General features: G+C 43.9%; 21 protein-coding genes. 11 read left to right on the top strand and 10 right to left on the bottom strand.

Annotated elements, in window-relative coordinates; all coding sequences use genetic code 11:
* Nucleotides 1-139: 139 nt before the first annotated feature.
* The 4 genes from QL886_RS11735 to QL886_RS11720 all read left to right on the top strand — a co-directional run bounded on the left by QL886_RS11735 (nt 140) and on the right by QL886_RS11720 (nt 3,385).
* Nucleotides 140-928 carry a threonine/serine exporter family protein gene (locus QL886_RS11735; RefSeq protein ID WP_101205821.1) on the top strand — a complete coding sequence of 263 codons (789 nt, stop codon included), beginning with the start codon at nt 140-142 and terminating at the stop codon, nt 926-928.
* Nucleotide 929: 1 nt separating this feature from the next.
* Nucleotides 930-1,382: a threonine/serine exporter family protein gene (locus QL886_RS11730; RefSeq protein WP_057761340.1), complete on the top strand. Its 453-nt coding sequence runs from the start codon at nt 930-932 to the stop codon at nt 1,380-1,382.
* A gap of 174 nt (nt 1,383-1,556) precedes the next feature.
* On the top strand, nt 1,557-2,921 hold the full coding sequence (gene gorA, locus QL886_RS11725) for a glutathione-disulfide reductase (RefSeq protein ID WP_290178830.1): 1,365 nt from the start codon (nt 1,557-1,559) through the stop codon (nt 2,919-2,921).
* 251 nt (nt 2,922-3,172) lie between these two features.
* Nucleotides 3,173-3,385 (top strand): hypothetical protein, encoded by a 213-nt coding sequence (locus QL886_RS11720; RefSeq protein ID WP_057761343.1) that lies wholly within the window; start codon nt 3,173-3,175, stop codon nt 3,383-3,385.
* Nucleotides 3,386-3,429: 44 nt separating this feature from the next.
* Here the strand turns inward: QL886_RS11720 and QL886_RS11715 are convergent, their stop codons facing one another.
* Complete coding sequence (locus tag QL886_RS11715) at nt 3,430-4,053, bottom strand: GNAT family N-acetyltransferase (RefSeq protein ID WP_290178829.1); 624 nt, start codon at nt 4,051-4,053, stop codon at nt 3,430-3,432.
* Between the two features lie 365 nt (nt 4,054-4,418).
* Nucleotides 4,419-6,068 (bottom strand): FAD-dependent oxidoreductase, encoded by a 1,650-nt coding sequence (locus QL886_RS11710; protein ID WP_290178828.1) that lies wholly within the window; start codon nt 6,066-6,068, stop codon nt 4,419-4,421.
* 243 nt (nt 6,069-6,311) lie between these two features.
* Here QL886_RS11710 and QL886_RS11705 point away from each other — a divergent pair, with 243 nt between their 5' ends.
* A complete protein-coding gene (locus QL886_RS11705) occupies nt 6,312-7,619 on the top strand; it encodes a tRNA pseudouridine(13) synthase TruD (RefSeq protein WP_290178827.1) in 1,308 nt (435 codons plus the stop codon).
* A gap of 109 nt (nt 7,620-7,728) precedes the next feature.
* On the opposite strand, the gene QL886_RS11700 is transcribed toward QL886_RS11705, so the two are convergent.
* Entirely contained in the window at nt 7,729-9,186 is a 1,458-nt protein-coding gene (locus QL886_RS11700) for a GGDEF domain-containing protein (RefSeq protein WP_290178826.1), read from the bottom strand.
* A gap of 293 nt (nt 9,187-9,479) precedes the next feature.
* A complete protein-coding gene (locus QL886_RS11695; RefSeq protein WP_290178825.1) occupies nt 9,480-10,361 on the bottom strand; it encodes a PHP domain-containing protein in 882 nt (293 codons plus the stop codon).
* A 291-nt stretch (nt 10,362-10,652) separates the two neighbouring features.
* Between QL886_RS11695 and ispZ the strand changes: the two genes are divergently transcribed.
* The 6 genes from ispZ (at nt 10,653) to QL886_RS11665 (ending at nt 15,528) form a co-directional block, all read left to right on the top strand.
* Complete coding sequence (ispZ, locus tag QL886_RS11690; protein ID WP_290178823.1) at nt 10,653-11,204, top strand: septation protein IspZ; 552 nt, start codon at nt 10,653-10,655, stop codon at nt 11,202-11,204.
* Between the two features lie 104 nt (nt 11,205-11,308).
* Nucleotides 11,309-11,635, top strand: a complete 327-nt coding sequence (locus tag QL886_RS11685; RefSeq protein ID WP_057761353.1) for a YciI family protein — start codon at nt 11,309-11,311, stop codon at nt 11,633-11,635.
* 56 nt (nt 11,636-11,691) lie between these two features.
* On the top strand, nt 11,692-12,081 hold the full coding sequence (locus QL886_RS11680) for a hypothetical protein (protein ID WP_261869048.1): 390 nt from the start codon (nt 11,692-11,694) through the stop codon (nt 12,079-12,081).
* Nucleotides 12,082-12,205: 124 nt separating this feature from the next.
* On the top strand, nt 12,206-14,272 hold the full coding sequence (mnmC, locus tag QL886_RS11675) for an FAD-dependent 5-carboxymethylaminomethyl-2-thiouridine(34) oxidoreductase MnmC (protein WP_290178822.1): 2,067 nt from the start codon (nt 12,206-12,208) through the stop codon (nt 14,270-14,272).
* Between the two features lie 101 nt (nt 14,273-14,373).
* Nucleotides 14,374-14,808, top strand: a complete 435-nt coding sequence (locus QL886_RS11670) for a secondary thiamine-phosphate synthase enzyme YjbQ (RefSeq protein ID WP_290178821.1) — start codon at nt 14,374-14,376, stop codon at nt 14,806-14,808.
* Nucleotides 14,809-14,889: 81 nt separating this feature from the next.
* Nucleotides 14,890-15,528: a hypothetical protein gene (locus QL886_RS11665; protein ID WP_290178820.1), complete on the top strand. Its 639-nt coding sequence runs from the start codon at nt 14,890-14,892 to the stop codon at nt 15,526-15,528.
* A gap of 150 nt (nt 15,529-15,678) precedes the next feature.
* Here QL886_RS11665 and QL886_RS11660 read toward each other — a convergent pair whose 3' ends face one another.
* The 6 genes from QL886_RS11660 to tsaB form a co-directional block, all read right to left on the bottom strand.
* Nucleotides 15,679-16,356: a DUF4112 domain-containing protein gene (locus QL886_RS11660; protein WP_290178819.1), complete on the bottom strand. Its 678-nt coding sequence runs from the start codon at nt 16,354-16,356 to the stop codon at nt 15,679-15,681.
* Nucleotides 16,349-17,266, bottom strand: coding sequence for a 4-hydroxybenzoate octaprenyltransferase (gene ubiA, locus QL886_RS11655; RefSeq protein ID WP_290178818.1), 918 nt, complete (start codon nt 17,264-17,266; stop codon nt 16,349-16,351). The genes QL886_RS11660 and ubiA overlap by 8 nt, the downstream gene beginning before the upstream one ends.
* Nucleotides 17,267-17,396: 130 nt before the next feature.
* On the bottom strand, nt 17,397-17,639 hold the full coding sequence (locus QL886_RS11650) for a hypothetical protein (protein WP_290178817.1): 243 nt from the start codon (nt 17,637-17,639) through the stop codon (nt 17,397-17,399).
* Nucleotides 17,640-17,730: 91 nt separating this feature from the next.
* Nucleotides 17,731-18,630, bottom strand: a complete 900-nt coding sequence (locus QL886_RS11645) for a class I SAM-dependent methyltransferase (protein ID WP_290178815.1) — start codon at nt 18,628-18,630, stop codon at nt 17,731-17,733.
* A 66-nt stretch (nt 18,631-18,696) separates the two neighbouring features.
* Entirely contained in the window at nt 18,697-19,539 is an 843-nt protein-coding gene (locus QL886_RS11640) for an undecaprenyl-diphosphate phosphatase (protein ID WP_201608189.1), read from the bottom strand.
* Between the two features lie 142 nt (nt 19,540-19,681).
* Nucleotides 19,682-20,383, bottom strand: coding sequence for a tRNA (adenosine(37)-N6)-threonylcarbamoyltransferase complex dimerization subunit type 1 TsaB (gene tsaB, locus QL886_RS11635; RefSeq protein ID WP_201579237.1), 702 nt, complete (start codon nt 20,381-20,383; stop codon nt 19,682-19,684).
* Nucleotides 20,384-20,580 lie beyond the last annotated feature (197 nt).

Genomic DNA, 20,580 nt, shown 5'->3' with positions numbered 1-20,580 from the left:
TTCAAACGAGGTTAACGCTGTCACTCTTTTATAGAAGATTGACTATATTGTTACCTTGCTATATTCGTATCGCTACCATATCCACTCCCAGACCCTTTATAATAGCGTATCAATACCAACCAACATGCGTATCTCACCCATGACCTCTATCAGCTACGTAAAGCAGCAGCGCATTACCCGACTATGCGTGCGCTGCGGATTACTCCTTATGCAGTATGGCGCTGAGTCTGCCGTGGTGGTGGACTTATCCAAACGCTTGGGGCTTGCCTTGGGAATGAACAGCGTCGAATGTTCACTGAACTTTAACGCCATCACCCTGACGACTATCTGTGACGAGCGCTGTATCACCACTACCAGAGATACGATCAATCAGAGCATCAATGTCAATTTATTGGTACAAATCCAGCAAATCGTCAATAAAACCGAAGCCACTGTCGATCATAATGACTTGATTGACCGCACTACCCTTGCCTTTGATGAGCTGGATAAGACCGTATATCCAACATGGTTAGTAAGCGTGTTTGTTGGCGCATCTTGTGCCGCATTTGCTTACTTGAATGGCGGTAGTTGGTCGATTACGGCGGTGACATTTATCGCTGGCATGGTAGCGATGTTTACCCGTATCTATTTGTCCAAGCACCACTTTAACCCTTTTATCACCGTCATTGTGACGGCTTTTATTGCCTCACTGATTGGGGCGACGACTTATTATTTTGATATTGGCAATAATGCCGATATTGCCGTGGCCTCCAGCGTACTGCTATTGGTGCCCAGTTTTCCGTTGATTAACTCTTTGTCCGATATTCTAAAAGGCTATGTCAATATTGGCGTTGGGCGTGCGGTCTTTACCTATATGCTCACCTTATCCGCGTGCGTTGGCATCGTCATGGCGCTGGTTTTACTTCGCATACAGCACTGGGGGTTTTAAGATGTGGTTTATTGAGACCGTCATACTGTCTTGTATCATCACCCTTGGTTGGACGCTGATGTTTAGCGTACCCAAACGCTATATATTGCCGTGTTTACTGATGACCGCGTTTGGCTTTGGTCTAAAAACAGCGCTGGTTTATCAGCACATTCATATCGTGGTTGCTAGCTTTTTTGGGGCGATGCTTGCCAGCTTTTTGGGTGTGTATTTTTCTAAGAAATATACTCTGCCACCCAAAGCGCTTATCTCGCCTAGCGTCATCTGTATGATGCCCGGTATCGCCGCTTATAAGGCGATGGTCAGCATGGTACAGATTGGTTATTTCGGCTTTTCAGATGAGTTATTTAGCCAAATGATGGTGTACTTGTTTGAAGCGCTGTTTGTGACCTCAGGATTGGTACTTGGCTTGTCTATTCCGGGGCTGTTATTTTATAGACGTCGTCCTATTGTATAAATGGGTTTGAGTAGATTTAAATATCTAAATGTTGGGCTTTTCTTAACCAACCACCGTTTATACTCAAGCGATTCAACACACGCTAACCATAAAAAACTTGTAAGATGGATGATAAGACCCATTACAGTAGAGTCAGAAACAGCACTAATAACAACTTAATAAAGAGACCGTATTATGACCAAACATTATGACTATATCTCTATTGGCGGCGGTAGCGGCGGTATCGCGTCACTCAACCGTGCAGCCAGCTATGGTAAAAAATGCGCCATTATCGAAGCCAATCAATTGGGCGGCACTTGTGTGAATTTGGGCTGTGTGCCCAAAAAAGTAATGTGGTATGGCGCGCAAGTGGCTGAAGCCATCCATAAATATGCACCAGACTATGGTTTTGATGTCGACGTTAAAGGTTTTGACTTCCAAAAGCTGGTACAGAGCCGTCAACAATATATCGAAAACATTCACCGCGCTTATGACAATAACTTGGCCAAAAACGGCGTCGAAGTGATCAAAGGCTTTGCTAAGTTTGTCGATACCAATACCGTAGAAGTAAATGGCGAGCTGATTACCGCAGACCATATTTTGATTGCTACGGGCGGTCATCCTATTCAGCCAGATATCAAAGGCGCAGAATACGGCATCGACTCTGATGGATTCTTTGCGTTGAATCATTTGCCAAAACGTGTGGCGATTGTAGGTGCAGGATATATCGCTGTCGAGATCGCAGGCGTGTTAAACAGTCTGGGTGCCGAAGTGCATTTGTATGTGCGCAAACACTCGCCACTACGTACGTTTGACCATACTATCGTAGAGACTTTGCTGATAGAAATGGAACAAGCTGGCATTAAGTTACACACCAATACGGTGATCAGTGAAGTCAATAAAAATGACGATGACAGCCTCGATTTGACCACCAACGATGGCGGTGAAGACTGTATCGACACTGTTGACTGCTTGATCTGGGCGATTGGTCGCGCGCCATCGACTGATGGAATCAATCTGCAAGTGACAGGGGTCGAGACAACCGAGACTGGTAAAATCAAAGTCGATAAATTCCAAAACACCAATGTCGATGGTATTTATGCAGTCGGCGATATTATCGAAAATAGCGTAGATCTAACGCCTGTAGCGATTGCCGCAGGTCGCCGTTTATCAGAGCGTTTGTTTAACAACAAACCTAATGAGCATTTGGACTACTCGTTGATACCGACCGTAATCTTTACTCATCCGGCTATCGGTACGATTGGACTGTCTGAAATCGACGCTGTAGAACGCTACGGCAAAGAAAACATCAAGTGTTATACCTCAAGCTTTACCGATATGTATAGCGCGGTCACTCAGCATCGTCAAAAATGCACCATGAAGCTAGTATGCCTGGGCGATGACGAAAAAGTCATTGGCCTGCATGGTATTGGTTTTGGCGTCGATGAGATGATTCAGGGCTTTGCTGTTGCGATTAAAATGGGTGCGACCAAGGCTGACTTTGATAATACCGTTGCCATTCATCCAACTGGCTCAGAAGAGTTTGTGACGATGCGTTAGACTCACTGGACAATATTACTCTTAAGTCTTAGCTATGATAAAAAAGGATGCCATTTGGGCGTCCTTTTTTATTGTCAGTCATGGCGTAAGCATATAGCTTCCTAGGTCTAAAGCTGGCTCATTACTTTTATATCGTCCTGATGATTACTGTATGTTTCTAATCATTATTTGTATTGGAAAATTTAAAGCAAGGCATACTGACAGCGCAATCCCGATGCTGTTATGATGCGCTTAATACTGACCGTTGAGAGATGACTGTGTGGCAAGTGTATCTATTTATATTACCGATTGGGCTTGGCATCATGACCTTGGCAGCAAGCCTATTATTTTTGTTCGCTTATCTGATGTCAGATGATAATGCCACGCGCTTGCCAGCATTTAACTGGTTCAAGCGCCTAATCATTGTGGCATTTATGCTGCTGAGTATTGGACTATTTATGACCTTTGGACATTTTTGGGGTTGAGCGAGATAGAATATTTTTTAGTGTTTTTTACTAGGCCAACTTGATTAGCTAACGATTTTTTCAAGTTCTAATAGCTCTAAATCATCACGCTTTGGCTCGCCATTATTGCCATCATTTGGAAATGGCATTTTATTACCATTGAACTGATAACCACGGCGCTGATAGTAAGCCAAAAGCTCAGGACGATGACTTAGTATAGACATGGTCAGACGGCTAGGCTGATTCAGTGACTGTAAATGACGATCTGCAAAGGTCTCAGCCGCTTGTAAAATCACGTTCCCAACACCCTTCCCTTGTAGCATAGGATGTACCGCAAACATGCCGATATAGGCTTTCTTATTTGAGACAGCATCAGTTTTGATATCGACAGCGATACAGCCAAGTATTTCACCCGTTTCTTCTCCATCACGGTCGCCCGTTGTGGTTTTCGGATAGACAAAGTAATAGTGATTAGGATCATTGATTACAGCAGCAAGCTCCGCTGGTGTGGTTCGAATACCACCGATCAAATCGGCCTCATTGGTCCAGCCTGCTGTCTCGCGATAGCAGCAATTCAATAACTGCTCAAGTGCGCCAATATCCTCTAATGTCGCTTCACGCAAAAATACCGACTCTTTATCAAAATGGTCTGTTTTTATATTACTGTTATTTATATTATTTTCGCTCATATTATAATTTTTCCTTTTCTATCTATGTATAGTTGCATTCAAATAATTTCGATACAAGAAAACCGAATGCAAGTGATACATTAGTATACTTAACAAGGATGACGATGTAGCAGATCTATATAGATTTAACTATAAAAAAACTGACTTAGATCACTAAGCCAGTCTAGGGATATGTCATTACTTAGATTGTGCGGCTTAAAATGAGAAAAGTTGTAGATAAACGAGGAAGAAATTGCCGTTAATATGAACATATTTGCAAGATTTCTGACGATGTTTAGCAAAATTTAGCCATTTTAAGACCACTAAATGTATTCATATGCTAATTGTGACATGCCCCAGATACTAATAATTATTGCTTGATAGTACTAGGGCGATAATGCATGGGCTTGCTCAATAATATCAAGACCTGCATTAAGCTGCGCGCGCGTCGGTGCATGACCACGGCGTAATAGCTCGGAGAAGGCAACCAACTCTTTATCACGTCCAAGCGTACTTGCCGCACTAGCCCGTGTATCCTCGCCTTCATCATCGAAGTAGTATTCGATATAATCATGCGTATCTGGCGTACCAAATAGGATATTGTGATCTGGTGTCGCGGCATGACCGCTATAGCGTAGGCTCTTGCCATATTGCATGGTCCAAAAGAACGGAATACGCGCTTCTAATGAGTCAACACTGTCGTCACTTAGGATTGCAGCAGCTGTGACCATGCCATGCTGCAGCGCCACGCGCCAATGCTCGATACGCATGCGACCCATTTTATTGCTGGCTTTTGCAATATCACCTAGCGCGTAGACGCCATCGCGCAGCTGTAGATGCGCATCGACTTGTACACCATCTGGATCGTTAACTTCGCTCAATATCTCTGTACGTGGAGACACGCCAGTACCCAATATCACGATATCGGCATCAATATGCTCACCATTCGCCAGCGTGACACCGCCTACATTTGAGAAAGCCTGATTATTGTTATCTTCATCCTTGTCCACTTGACGGTCAACCTTAGTAATTTCATTGACGGTTGCATCAAACACAAAATTGATGCCCTTCTCTTTATGTAACTTAATTAAGGCGTTACTCACCGTTTCAGAGACAATATTGCCCATCACACGGCTACCTTGCCCAATCACTGTAATAGAAGCTGTCGTGCCTGCTTGCGCTAATGTCGAAGCGGTCTCCATACCGATAAAACCTGTACCGATGATCACCACACGCTGGTCATGACTGGCCGCTTTAATTAATTTGGCATCACTCATGCTACGTAGCGTATATACGCCATCTATCTCAGCACCTTTGATAGGTGGTAAGTTTGGTTTAGCACCAGTGGCGACGACCAAGAAGTCTGCGGTTTGTCGCTCGCTGTTGCCATCATCATCTTCGATGACGACAGTCGCTTCATTGGGTAGCACTTCGCTAACCGTTTGGTTGAGGCGTAACTCAATATTGTTATTATCCGCCCAATTGGCACCGCCCAATAGCAGCTTATCCTCGTCCATCTTACCTGCCAAAAACGCTTTGGATAATAAAGGTCGGTTGTAAGGAGCTTTATCCTCTTTACTAATCAACGTAATCTTGCCGCCATAGCCACCCTGACGCAACTGGTCGGCTGTCATAAATCCTGCACCGCCACCACCAACGATAATAGTATGGGTATCAGTCAATTTATCACTTTCGATCTGCCCCGTTATCTGAGCTGAGGTATCGACTGTCAGATTATCACCATCATGAGTCAGCTCATACTGGGTCAAGCCTTTTGTCGCTATCGGCTCTAATAGTGAGCCATCGCGACTATCAAAAGTTGCATGATGCCAAGGACAAACTACCCGATTGCCACAGCGTAATCCATTACCTAAGTCTGCACCAGCATGTGGGCACTTACCATCGAATGCACGGAACTCATCGTCATCGCGAGTGATTAAAATGATACTATCGTCCTCTTGCTTATATGATTTCATACCACCGCTTGGGATATCCTCTTTACTGATGGTGACTGTGTTGATCGTTGCGTCGGTCATAATGCTTCCTTAACAGTTATAATGATGTCTAATGACAGCAGGTTGAAAATGACCGTAACCAACCAGACAAATTCAACTTATCCTATTATTTTTAATATGCTATGCATTGATAGTAGCAAGTGCGCCTCGCACACGATGTTTTTTTGTATGTTTACTGCGTTGCAAAACGTAATTATGCGACTTTGCTTTCCGCACTCTTTTTACTTCTAATCATTATTAATAAACAAAATAAAAGACGACCTTATGACTTCTCAAGACAACCAAAACGAAATCACTATTTCTCAAGATAGTTTAGATAGCCAAGCTGCTACTCTTGATCGAACAACTGTTGCCCAAAAAGCTAATGACCAAACAGCCAGTGAGCAAATTGACCTAGCTCATATTGATATTGCCACTATTACAAATACTGAAAATTTGCCACAGCCAAGTTTGCAGCCGATACAGCAAGCGACTTATAAAGCCAATGCGACTGATTTTATCGTTAATGAGCTATTGCCATTAGACTTCACTGGTGAAGGTGAGCATTTATGGCTACATATCGAAAAATCAGGCATGAATACTACTTATCTGGCGAAACTACTGTCAGAGTGGGCAGACATTCCGTTACGTGATGTTGGCTACTCAGGGTTGAAAGATCGTCATGCGTTGACGACCCAGTGGTTTAGTTTGCGCATACCAAAAAAACAATTGCCACCTACTGAGTTTGCACCAGTGGACATCGGCGAAAATGAGACTGTCACTATCCTTGCGCAGCACTGGCACAATAAAAAACTCAATCGCGGTACGCACCGTGCCAATCAGTTTGTTATTACTTTACGTGATATCCAGTTTTCGAGCGCTAGTGACGAAAATGTTGATGACGGAAGTAACGCATCACCCGAGCAACTACTATCTGCAAAAGAGGCAGTCGAGCAGCATCTAACGCGCATTGGTGAAAATGGTGTACCCAATTATTTTGGTCCACAGCGTTTTGGTCGTCAGGGTAATAACGTCAGAGAAGCTTTATCACTGTTTGCTCGTCCACCGCGAGAGCCTCGCCCGCAACCAAAAAAGAGCAAACGTAAGCGTGCCCCGCGCGAGCAAAATACGATGGAATTGTCTGCTGCACGTAGCTTGATATTTAATGAGATATTGGCAGCGCGAGTGCGTAATGGCAGCTGGAATACTGGCCTAGCAGGTGAAGTGTTTAATTTAGAGGGCTCAGGATCGATATTCACTAGTGAAACACTAGATGATACGTTGCATGCTCGTATTGATAGCGGTGATATTCATCCAACTGCCGTGCTATGGGGTACGGGTAATGATAAAGTCATCGGTAGCGCTGCAGATTTAGAGACCGAGGTAGTACAACACAGCCCCCTACTCATGCAACTAGCAACTGGATTAGAGCAGCGCGATATTAAGGCGCAAAGACGAGCGCTGCGCCTACCGCTTGAGGCGTTAAGCTGGGAATGGTCGGACGATCAGACGCTGGTGTTAAACTTTACTTTGACTACGGGTAGCTTTGCCACAAGTGTGCTCGCAAGCTTGGTACAGCAGTTAATGTCTTGATTGGATGAATGAAACTGGCATCTAAATTGGACTAATCAATAGAATATCAGCCATGCCGATAATACTTACACGGTCTTAGCGGCATGGCTGATCGCTAATAAATTAATGGCTAGCGGCTTTTGTAAAGCGATTGCTTACCGCCTTCTTTTTCAGCCCACATCTCGTTTGCACTGACAACTTGATTGCGACCACGGTGCTTGGCTTCATATAAGGCTTTATCCGCTATGCTAATAAGTCGTTGGCAGATATCACTAGGCAGCTTTTGCATTGAGGCGATTTTGCTTTCCGCGCGCTGAGTAGCAATTGGCTTGATAAGAGGTGACGTTTGAGCGACAGTCTTTTGCTGTGTGATCGTTTTGTAGCCTTGCGCGATACAATCTCGCTCTTCATGGGTTAAGGTATATAACCCAAAGCTTGCTGTCACATTAAAATCAGCCAGACCTTCAATCTTCATGACATGCTCAGCAATATTTAGCCGTAACTGCTCAGCTATCACCATAGCACTATCATGCTTCGTGTCTGGTAGTACAACCAAAAACTCTTCGCCGCCGTAACGACTGATGATTGACTCATCTGTTAACGACTGCGATAGCGTCTGCGATATTTCAATCAGAACCTGATCGCCTACGTCGTGACCATAATTATCGTTAATCTGTTTGAACCAATCCAAATCTAACAGCATGACGCTTAAGTCTTGATATTCTCTCACCGTTGCCAAGGCATACTTCATCTTTTTCAGACCGTAACGGCGATTTTTAAGCTGAGTAAGCTCGTCCTGATTGGCATGTAGAAGGGTCTCAAACCGACTATCATCTAATACCAACAGTAAGGCACGGAACATATAGACGATAAAAATCGCTTTTGGTAATGCCAAATATAAGTGCGTCGACCGCCAAAAAAATGCGGATGAACGCTGTAGCTCGTTGATACTATCCCAATTTAAGACGTTGTTTTCAAAAGCCAACGCAGCAACCGCATTTTCAGCAGCCATAATCTCGTTGTAAGTTAGATAGTTATGACTCTGGAGCATGGGATGAATGACAGTCAATTGGCGTAAATTAGGCAGACTGATGCCAAAGTAAGGTGACATGATCGCTAATAGCATCAAGATAATATGCAGCCAAAACATACGCCAAGCATAGCGGCGCTTAATCAGCATCATGCCAAGCATAGCAGCGCCGACGAGCGACACGCCTGCAAACAAACTGCTGTACCCTATCATCACAATAACAGTAGAAATGTAGGCGGTGTAAACCAAAACCAAAGCTATTTGCCATCGACTTAAAACAATTTCGTTGTCATTGCTTGAATGAAATAAGCCTTTAACCATGCACAAAAAGAACAGTCCAACAAAGCTAATCCCAAGCCATAATGGATATAAATAATGTATGTTCACATAGGTGTTTAACGCATCTTGCTGCCACCAGACATACAAACACCAGAACCAATGCAATGATACCTCTAACACGATAAATAAGGCCATCAGCGATGTTCGGTCAGCAGCCTGCCACTCAAAAATCATTTGAGAGATTTTGTTGTAACCTAGATGGGATATCGATACAGCCATAGAAGGGCTACCGCAGAGAGTGTAAATACATTAAAAGGTATAAATGCGTTGAATACATAAGCGCTAAAATCAAAGCCAAAGCATATTATTCGCTCTGAAATTTTCATATCAAGTGTTACAAGTTCTGGCCTTATTATCAATCTATTTTACGCATTTATTTCCCAATAATTTCTCTATGAATGTAATTGTGTTTATGTACCCCTTCTTAGCCTTATTCATCATGATAAATCAAGCCCTATCGCTATTGGAAACAACCTTATTAGAAGTAACTGTAAAAAGGTAAATCCTATTCACTAAGCAAGCGTTGCAAAAGACTCCCAAACTCCTTGCTGATCATCATTTAAAATAGGGACATCGCCCAAACGTCGCCAAGGCATGTTACTACCATGAAAGTCACTACCAATAGATGCCGCAAGACCATGCTCAGCAATGCTACGGTCGACCATTCTGCGAGTACTAATTGGCTCGCTAGTGGCTGGTAGCTCACAAGCATCGCCGCCCAGCTGCGCAAACTCTTCGATCAGTTTACGCACGCGTGTCGCTGACAATTGATATCGCGTAGGATGTGCGAGCACCGCTTTGCCACCGCAAGCATGAATTAGCTCGATACCATGCTGCATCGTCAACGCCTCGATTGCTACATAAGCAGGTTTATTATCTGCTAGGTACTTATCAAAAGCTTTTTGAACGGTTTTGACTTCACCGCGCTCAAACAATACCTGTCCAATATGGGCGCGCCCGACTGTTTGTGGGTTACCGCCTGCTTTATCGAGCACTGCCTGCCATAGCTCATCATAATTAATATCTAATAACTCACTCAATTTTTCAGCGATACGTTGACCACGAGTGGCTCGACTGTCTTGCAGTTGCTGTAGCGTTGCGTGCATTTTTTCGCGATCAGTAAAATCCAGTCCAAGTACATGAATAATTTTATTGGTAGATTTATTCTTTCCGTAACCACCGCTTAATGTATGTTCACAGCTGATTTCAACACCATTAATAATCTGCATATCGCAGGCACTGGCAGCGTCTCTTGCCTCATCAATCCCTGCCAGCGTGTCATGGTCAGTCAATGCCAATACGTTGATGCCCGCTGCATGGGCACGCTGTATGACCTCGGTCGGTGCGTAGGTACCATCTGAACAAGTACTGTGGCAATGTAAGTCGATTTTCATAAGCTGAGCCTTAAAGTGTTAAATAAAATAAAAGTAGAATAAAAGCTAGTGAGCAGACAGTCATTGTTACGATTATGTGCGTTGTAGTTTGTCTTGCTGATTCTGTAGATTTAGCAGTTATCGATGCTGTATTTGTGTTTATATTTGGCCAGTAGCATGGTCATCAGGCACAATAAGAAAGTATTACTCTGTAGGTTGCGTATATCGCATGATTATCGTGTTGATTGCTTTTTTTTGGTGCGGTAGACGTGTAAACTACCCCATACGTTTTTGTTGGACATACCCTTTGCTATGAAAGCATTATTAGACTTTATTCCCTTAATTGCCTTTTTTATCGCGGCGCGTTATAACGGTATTTTAGCAGCGGCAGGGGCTTTGCTCATCGCCACTATTATCGTTTACGCCATTCATTTTATTCGTCAAAAAGGTAAGTTTGATAAGCAGCAATGGGTTGTCTTATTATTAACGATTTTATTCTGCGGCGGCACATTACTGTTGCGTGATGATATTTATTTGCGCTGGAAATCGCCCATTATCAATGGTATTTTTGCATTGACGCTATTTGTCAGTGCCGCTATTAATAAACCATTGATGCAGCTTGCTATGAAAGAGGTATTTACCCTGACGCTTAGCGGCTGGAAAAAGCTGACCGTTGCTTGGGCGCTGTTTTTTGCCCTAATGGCTGTACTACATTATATCACAGCGTTCACAATGTCAGATGAAGCATGGATCAACTTTAAGACCTATGGCTGGATTCCAATTATGCTGGTGTTTGTCGTGGCTCAATTTGCCGTGTTGAAAAAGCATCTCAACCCTGCGCTGACGGACAAAGCCACTAAATAGTTTCTGTTGCCTTGTCATAGCAGCAATCACTTTGTCGCTATGACGTTTATACTAAGCCCATATAAGCTCATTACTACTTTTTTATTATTCACTAAGGAAGTCTCATGTCTTTATTTGCAATCATTGGTCATGACGTGGCTAATAGCAGTGCACAACGTCTGATCACTCGTACTGAACACATTGAACGCCTAAAAGCATTGCACCAAGAGGGACGCCTCGTTATCGCAGGTCCAACGCCTATCGAGCATGGCAAAAGTGATATGTCAGGCAGCTTAATCATTGCAGACTTTGACTCTATCGAAGCGGCTCAAGCATGGGCAAACGATGAGCCTTACTTACGTGATGGCGTGTATAGTCATGTCGATATCAAACCATTTGTTCAAGCATTGCCAGCACCAACTGATAGCAACAATCAAGTAGCTGCATCGTGATCCAGAGAGTCTCTTTTTCACATGCCTGCTTCTACAAAAGTGCCCTGATTGGTCTCATGTTAGTGACAGCTGTTTCGGCGCAAGCTGCACCCACTGCGCCCATAACACCTGCTGTCGATGCAACCGATCCGACAGCAGTGCTGCCGTTGACTGGGCCAGTAGCGGCGCGCGCTTTGCCAACGAAAAACTCAGCTTTAGATATCAATGATACCTTGGCGGCACAGCTGCAACCATCTACTAAAGCATTGTCAGCTGCCAATCAAGAACTGCTCAGCCGTAATGCACAATTACAGCGTCAAGTAAACGACTTGCAGACCCAAGTAAATGTCTTGGTTTACGAAAGTAAGGGACAGTTGTTTCTATACGGTGCGTTTACCGTTTTGATCAGTCTGTTAGTCGGTATTTTTGTCTCGTGGTTAGTATTTGTCCGTCGTGAACGCTGGTAGCGTCAGCTTTGCTAGCACTGACTTGCATTACTCTACTTCGCTGCGTCTGACCAAGTGTCGATATCATTGATCCGTCACAATTGACCGTTGAGCTACCGTTACTGATATTTCTAAGAAGTGCCTCATGTCTACCGCTAATCATCAAAACCCTGAATACTTAAACGTTATCACGCCTGCCAAGATTGACTGGCAAACAGATGATACTGGCAATATGGTGCCAGTATCAGGTGAGTTTGGGGATGTGTATTTCTCTCATGCGGATGGTTTGGCAGAGACGCGTCACGTGTTTCTAGAGCACAATCAGTTACCAGAACGTTTGGCACACCTTGCACCAAAGCAATGCTTTACGATTGCTGAGCTAGGCTTTGGAACTGGGCTTAATCTACTAGCGACGTGGCAATTGTGGGGACAATTACGTGAAACCAATCCACAGCTAGCAACGGCTCGCCTGCACTTTATCACTACTGAAAAGTTTCCTATACCGCTAGCAGATCTGACCCAGATACTTGCGCTATGGGGTGAGCGTGCGCCTGAGCTAATGGCATTTATTGAGCCACTTTTGGCTTCATATCCGCCCCTAATTGCAGGCTGTCATCGTTTAAGTTTTTCTCATGATAACTTAACCGTCGATATGTGGCTTGGTGATGCAACAGAAAGTCTAAGCAAACTGGCATTAAACCATTCTAACCAGCATACACCTTATATTGATGCTTGGTTTTTAGATGGTTTTGCGCCTTCTTGCAATAGCACCTTGTGGGCTGACAGTATCTTTGGACAAATGCAGCGCCTATCACGCCCTCATACGACTGCCGCTACTTATAGCTGTGCAGGTATTGTCAAGCGCGGACTAAGAGAGCATGGCTTTCAAATTAAGAAAGTCAGAGGTTTTGGTCGAAAGCGAGAAATGCTAACGGCCATTATGACCAATGCAGAAAGTAGTGACCTTACTAGCGATAATAAAAGTTGTGATAATAAAAGCCACGATGCGAAGCAGGAAACGACTGATAGTACATTCGACAATACTGTCGTCATTGGTGCAGGCGTCTCAGGGTTGCTCACAGCTTGGTCGCTTGCCAATCGTGGTATTACCGTCACCTTATTAGATAAATCAGCGCCCTTGGCAGGTGCATCAGGCAATCCTAGAGCATTACTTGCACCCAAAATGACGCCAAGTCACCATGTTGACGAGCATCTGCATACCATCGGTTATCTCCATAGCAGCAGGCTATATCGAAAGCTTAATCAAACAGCCGTACAGCTTAATACAGCACCGGTACTTGAACCGACTGGCGCCCTTGATTTGCTTATAAAAGCCAATATCGGTACAGAACAAATTGCCGACTATCCTGATGAGATGGCGACCACCCTATCGCATGAGCAAGCACAGGTTACTAGTGGACTAAAAGAGCAGAACTTATCAGAGAACTTGTACTTACCTCAGTCTGGTCTGGTCAATCCGCAAGCACTAAAAGACATCATACTGACTCATCCACTCATTCGCTTTCAGCAGTTAGAAGTGACTAAAATCAACGAGACTGAGCAGCAAGTTCGTATTGAAGGTATTGATGAAAACCTTAACACTGTCACTATGACTGCTGATAATATCGTCATTTGCGCGGCTTTTGAAAGTCATCAATTGGATCAGCGTATTTTTGATTGCCGTAAAATTCGTGGGCAGCTGTCTTGGTTTACGCCAACCCCTGAGCAGTACGCTAAGCTGCCTAAAATACCACTCAAATATAGTGGTTACTGTGCGCGGTTCAACGCACAAACTGGAGATGACGAGTTAAATACTGTAGTCGCTGACGAGCCATATTTATTGCTTGGCGCGAGTTTTATCCGCAATGATACAAGTACTGATATACGTGACGAGGAACATCAGATTAGCCGAGACAAGCTCATCACTGCCATTCCTGAGATGGCATCTGTCATTCCAGCAGATACGAGTCTGTGGCAGGGACGAGCTGGCATTCGCACCCAAACGCCTGATTACCACCCTATCGTTGGACAATTGGCAAACAGTCAGCGGATATGGACAATGAGTGCGATGGGCGCAAAAGGTTATGCATTGGCACCTATTTGTGCTGAAGCATTAGCAGATATGATGCTAGGGTCATTCGCACCACTGTCAGAGACGATGCTCGCACGCCTATCACCCAATCGTACACGTTTACAGACGCCGCTTGTTTAAGAATAAATGGCTCTTGTGTAAATAACAGCAACGCTTTCTGCGGTTTATACTGGCTTATGGTATCTTAATTTGGTGTCGACCCTAATAATGAGATATACCCCATGAGCTATCACCAAACAACCCTTACTCTACCCGCCTATGCGCGTGGCATTCATATCATTACTCCGAAGGTTGAAGAAGCGATTTTTCAGCTATTACCTCACTCTACCAAGATAGGGTTGGTTAATCTATTTTTGCTGCATACGTCAGCCAGTCTTGCGATCAATGAAAATGCTGATCCAGATGTCAGATTAGATACAGAGGATTGGCTTAATAAAATCGCACCAGAAGATCAGCCAGAGTATCGCCATACTTTAGAAGGCTCAGACGACCTGCCAGCGCATCTTAAAAGCATGATGCTTGGGGTAAGCTTGACTATACCGCTTGTCGATGGTGAGTTAGGACTGGGTACGTGGCAAGGTATTTACTTATGTGAGCATAGAAACCTGCAAGAATATGGCGGACAGCGTAAGCTGGTGATTACGGTAAATACGTAATAATATATGTCAATAAATAGCAGGTTGACCCTTGCCAATTGTCCCCTTTACGTAGAGCGCTATTAACGGATAAAGCTGATTATGAATACCTCTCTCTCAAAAGTAATACACTCAAATAAGTCTAAGCGTCTATGTATTACCGCTCCTGCTATTTTCTTCAGTCTGTTGCTACTGAATGCTTGTCAAAAAGATCCAGAACCTGAAGCAACTGATACAACTACAGCTGAGACCTCAACGCAAACCACGCCAGTAACGACCAATATCAACGTTGATGAAGCGGAAGGTAACAATGTAGATGACACTAAAAATGTAGCGCAGACTGATTCAGAACGTGATCTGAGCTTAACAGAGTTAGATAAAGATCTTAGTGATACTACGTCTACGGCAAATGCTAGCGCTGAAAAACCTAATCCAGAACAAGCTATTAAAGGCGCACAAATCACTGATGTCCGTTATAAAAGTGCAGCAGGTGAGAGTTTGTCCGTAGTCTTTGAGACGTCGGCAGCTGGTATGCTTAACGCTATCATTACTCGTCCCAACCAACCAAAAATGACATTAAGTGCACCCGAAGGCCAAGGCAATAATCCTACGTATCAATCAGCTGACGGTAGCATCCAACTCGTCAGTCATGCTGGTGGCGGCACTATCGACCTTATCCGAAACAATAAAGTCACTAGCTTTGATGCCGTCAGTGCTGAAGCAGAAGTCATCACTGAATAAAATCTGAGGCGACCTTTGTTTCAACACTCTATTTAAAACCATAAAAAAGGCGGCAAACGTTATTATCGTTGCCGCCTTTTTCGTTTCTATATACTGCTCTGTACTGACTTTTGTCAACTAAGCTGTCTAATGAGTGATAAGTGATTGTATTTAACCAAACCCAGTCGATTGCCCAAACATCCCAACCAACCAGCTTATCACTGTCCACAGCCCCCAACCGACAAATACAATGACTAGCAGTTCAAGAAAATCAGGGATATGCAAATACAGCCAAGCAACGATTGGATTGCGCCAAAAAAACCCAAAGCGGCTTTGCTGTTGCTTGTCTTCTAGTGACTGGTGCAAAAACGGTCGATCCATATGCATGGTTTCGGTAATACCATACTCATGATGTAGATGCTCATGCACGATACCCAGTGTCTTACGGCTAGGACGAATGAAAATATCTAATAAAGTACCAATGCCAGGTACGATACCAACGACCATATCAATAAGTGCCAATCTAACCGCTGGCGTCATTTTATGAGCAGGCACACCTAACTGACGTCCTAATATAAATGCATAACTGGTCAATGCCAATCCTGCCAAATCTCCTGCTAGTGGAATGGTCGAAAGCGCCGCATCCGCACCCATTCCTTGCTTAGTAAAAGGCACTCGCACTAGTGAATCCATGGTGTTAGCAAATTTCGCCAGTTTACGCTCAGTTGCGATAACTTGCTCGCGAGTCAGCCCATGTTCGGCAAGTTTAGATTGATAGTCCGTAACTGACACAGTTGTATCAGACGGTTTCTTTGATTTAAATCTCGGCAATTTATCGAACTTAACCATTTAGCGTCGTCCATATGCAAGTAACTGCGATGAGCGCAAAGATATAGCGCCCTACCCAGATATTGGCCAAGAACGCCTGAAAGCAAGCCAAAGGGTTACGACTGGCACAAGCGCTGTTTTGTTTGGCAAACATCATCGCAACTAGCGCCAATCCAAATACCGGCGTTACGCCTAATGTGGTCGGGGCAAAGTAATGCCACATAACCACACCCATCGTTAGCAAAAATAGCATCTGGAGTATTGAGATGATAATCACATCATAACGACCGAATAGTATCGCTGTTGATTTCACACCAATCTTTAAATCATCCTCACGGTCAGCCATGGCGTACTGGGTATCGTAGGCCACTGTCCAACACATATAGGCTAAGAATAGCAGCCAACACCAAATATCGGGAGCACCTTGGACCGCCACATAAGACATCGGTATCGCCCATCCAAAAGCAGCTGCTAAAAATACTTGCGGCAGATGGGTATAGCGTTTCATAAATGGATAAATAAACGCCAATACAACGGCACCAAGCGACCAGTAAAATACAGCTATAGGCAGGAAAAATAGCAGACTGGCACTTAACAGCACAAGTACTAAGAATGCAGTGACGGCTTCTTTACCAGATAAGCGTCCATCTGCTAATGGGCGACCTTTAGTGCGAGTCACATGACCATCTACTTTACGATCGGCAAAATCATTGATCGCACAACCAGCCGCTCGCATAAATATTGCACCAAGGGCAAATATCGCGAACACCTTGATACTTGGCAACGCTGCTGTCATTCCTTGCTGCTGCGCTTGACCCATTGCAGCGAGTAGTACGCCCCAAAGCGTTGGCCATAGGAGCAGCTCAATGCCGACTGGCTTATCAAAACGGGTTAGCTGGATGTAGGCTTGTAGCTTGTCTTTAAATGTCATGGCTTTTTATTATCATTGTTTGAATACTTTTTATGTGCGCTTATATATTTCGCTCAGAACAACTAAATTGATTTTTGAAGGGGCTAGTTACTGAGTTTTAATAGACTAATTACTAAGTTTAATGGACTGGTTACTGAATTTTTTGCCATAATTTATTCGCTTCTATCAGTGATAGCTCAGGATACTGCTTGCGTAATGCTTTCAGCGCTGGGACTTTGTCTTTTTGTGCTGCTTGTTGACGTAAAAATGCCAGCTGCTCTTGTGGATTACTCAGCTCTTTTAACCGTGCCTCAAGCCGAAGAATTCGGGTACGCAGCATGATATTAATCAACAGTAAAACTGCACCCATGACCCAAATGATTAACGCTGACATTCCTTGCTCCTAAATCCATTAACTTTGAACACATAAGCTGACTAATTGCGTACATTTATACTCTTACATTCATTATCGCAAACAGCAGCTATCAGACAAAATACCCATCAAAGCGCACGGCTTCATTGTGCCAGCTTTCACTAGCAAGCTCATCAGCAAGCAGCGGTGCATACTGTGGACGCTTTACGACCACGCGACCTTGGCCTTGCGTACTTTGTTGAACAACGGCCTGCGCACTACTTAGAAGCTGTCGCTCTTCATCTAACGTTGGTGGACGAGCCAATTGATGCAGTGCTTGCATATGCTTACCAACTTTTGCCCCTTTGCCTGTTTTGCTATCTTGATAACTATCTTCTGGAAACATCGGATCCAAATAGACGATATCGATTGTGGTAGCATTATCTATTACATTGCTTGCTTCTAAATTCGCAAAATAACTGAGCGCATCAGTGTTAATAATCTGTAGACGGCTCATAAGCTTTTGCCAATTGGGTAGCGCACTCATACGCTGTTGCTCTGCAAGTAACAGCAATGCCATCAACGGCTGCTGCTCGAGCATAGTAACTTGTGCACCAGTACTTGCCAATATCAAACTATCATGCCCAAAGCCAGCGGTTGCATCAATAATGTGACTATCTGATGTGATTTTGGCGGCTTGTAATAGCAGCTCAGACTTACGACCAGCACTCACTACACGGCGCTGCAACTTGTCCCACTCAGGTGCCACACTGAGCCCATCACTTAGCCATAATAGCTTATCTTTATCATCTAATAATAGAATGGGCTGAGTAGATGCTTGGCTCAGTTGCTGACGGCGCTTTTGAGTTAATTTCTCTGTAGCGACCTCTACATCTAAGATAATTGGTAATGTATGCTCAGCTATCAACGACTGTAGGCTCTCAACCTGTGCTTGCTGGCTGTCCTTGACGTAGAATAACTGACAATGTACAACAGCATCTGTCTCGTCATACGTTTGGGGCACATTTGTCATAACCATCATCCTATTTGCTGCTTATTTTCACTATAAATTACTGGCGTGTTAAATCATAATGCAAATCTAGCCAGCCATTTGATAACCAAAGCCCCAAGCGGCGACCAACACAATAACACCCGTGATAATGCGCAACCAAGCAAAGATAGTAAAGTCGCGGCGACTTACCCATGCTACAAGTAAGCGGATACAAAGTAGCGCCACTACAAATGATACGATGGTACCTATACCTAGCACTAGCCAGTCTTCACTGCTCGTCAGTACGTCACCATGCTTGAGTAAATCCAACAGTGCTGCCCCTACAATGACAGGAATACCCAAAAAGAAAGAAAACTCAGCAGAAGCCTTACGTGAGACACCTAACCACAGCGCACCGATAATAGTGGCACCTGAGCGTGACGTCCCGGGTATAAGAGCTAAACATTGAAACAGACCAATCATCAACGCAGTTTTTATACTGACATCTTCTGCTTCTTCTGCAATGACCGTTTTAGGACGCTTTTCCACATAAAATATCAGCAGACCACCGATGATGAGCATAATGGCAACGACGATAGGATTAAACAAATAAGCTTTGATTTCATCGGCAAAGGTAAAACCAACAATCATCACAGGGATAGTAGAGACAATCAGACTCAGTCCCAGCTGTCTAGGATTGGTCATGCCCTCTGCTTTACCAGTTAGCAAACCCATCAGCGCTTGCCACAATCGACCCCAATAGTCATAAATCACTGCCAAAATAGCGCCAAGCTGTACCACCACGACAAATAAATCAACTTTTTCTTTAGTCCAGAAACCCATCACATCTGCTGATAAAATCAAATATCCCGTACTAGAGATGGGTAAAAATTCAGTGATACCTTCAACGATACCCATGATGACAGCTTGAACGAATAAAACTATATCCACAGTGACTTTCCTAGAAACAGACTGGCCTAAAAAAACTGGCCTAAAAACAGACCGATTGGCTGTCCTATATTAACGTTGATTTTATATTGGTATGTGCTTGCTAAACACTAAAAAGTTGGCTGCAAAAAACATATTTATAAAGCTATGCTTTACCCTGCTCTTTAAGTGTTTTCCAAGCTTGATTACGTAGATATTTTGGTAATGCCTGTGACGCTTCTGTACCACCATCGTTTGCAAACTGGGCAATACCAAGCTGCCCAATGACAACCGCATCTGGCCAAACATCTTCATGACAGTCTTGCTGATCATGTCGTGCCAATAGCGGCGCGCCATTACCCGCGATAGGCAGGTTGAATACTGTTTGGCTATCATAATCTAATAGCTGCTCAGTGCTATCGCCACCATCAGCCAAGACTGGCTGCATAATGCTATGACCAAACTGGTCGTCAGTTACCAACTCATACTGCCCAAAGTAAACTTGCTGCATACGAGCATCAAGGGCGCTGTATAGGTGTGTTAGACCATATTTCTGATACGCGCATTGTGCGATTGCTTGCAGGCTTGAGACGCCAACACAAGGCAAATCATGCGCTACAGACAGAGCCTGTACCACTGCCGTATTGATACGGATACCACTAAACGCACCTGGCCCGCGATTGAATATTAAAGCCTGTATATCAGCAAGACGTAACTGCGCCTCAGATAGTGCAGCATCAATCATCGGTAAAATCTGCTGAGTCTGCTGACGCTTACCTGTTTCGGTATGGCTCGACAATACCTGTCCGCTCGAATCTAAAATCGCGATCGAACACTGGTCGAACACGGTATCCATTGCTAAAAACATCACAACCTCGGCTTTTACTTTTGGTGTTCTAAATTGATTTGTCAGATTTTAATAATTTTTTATAACGATCTATCATTCATGCGCTATCAGAATACTGACAGAATGAAGCAGCGCCTATCATAGCATTTAGGGTACACGAATTTTATTAATTTCTATATTTTTCACACTTTATCCATCAGTGTTTATCTGCAACTGAT

Source organism: Psychrobacter sp. APC 3281 (genome assembly GCF_030407815.1).
Classification (GTDB): Bacteria; Pseudomonadota; Gammaproteobacteria; order Pseudomonadales; family Moraxellaceae; genus Psychrobacter.
The sequence above is the reverse complement of the archived record's forward strand: the minus strand, read 5'-3'. Positions and strand labels throughout refer to the sequence as shown.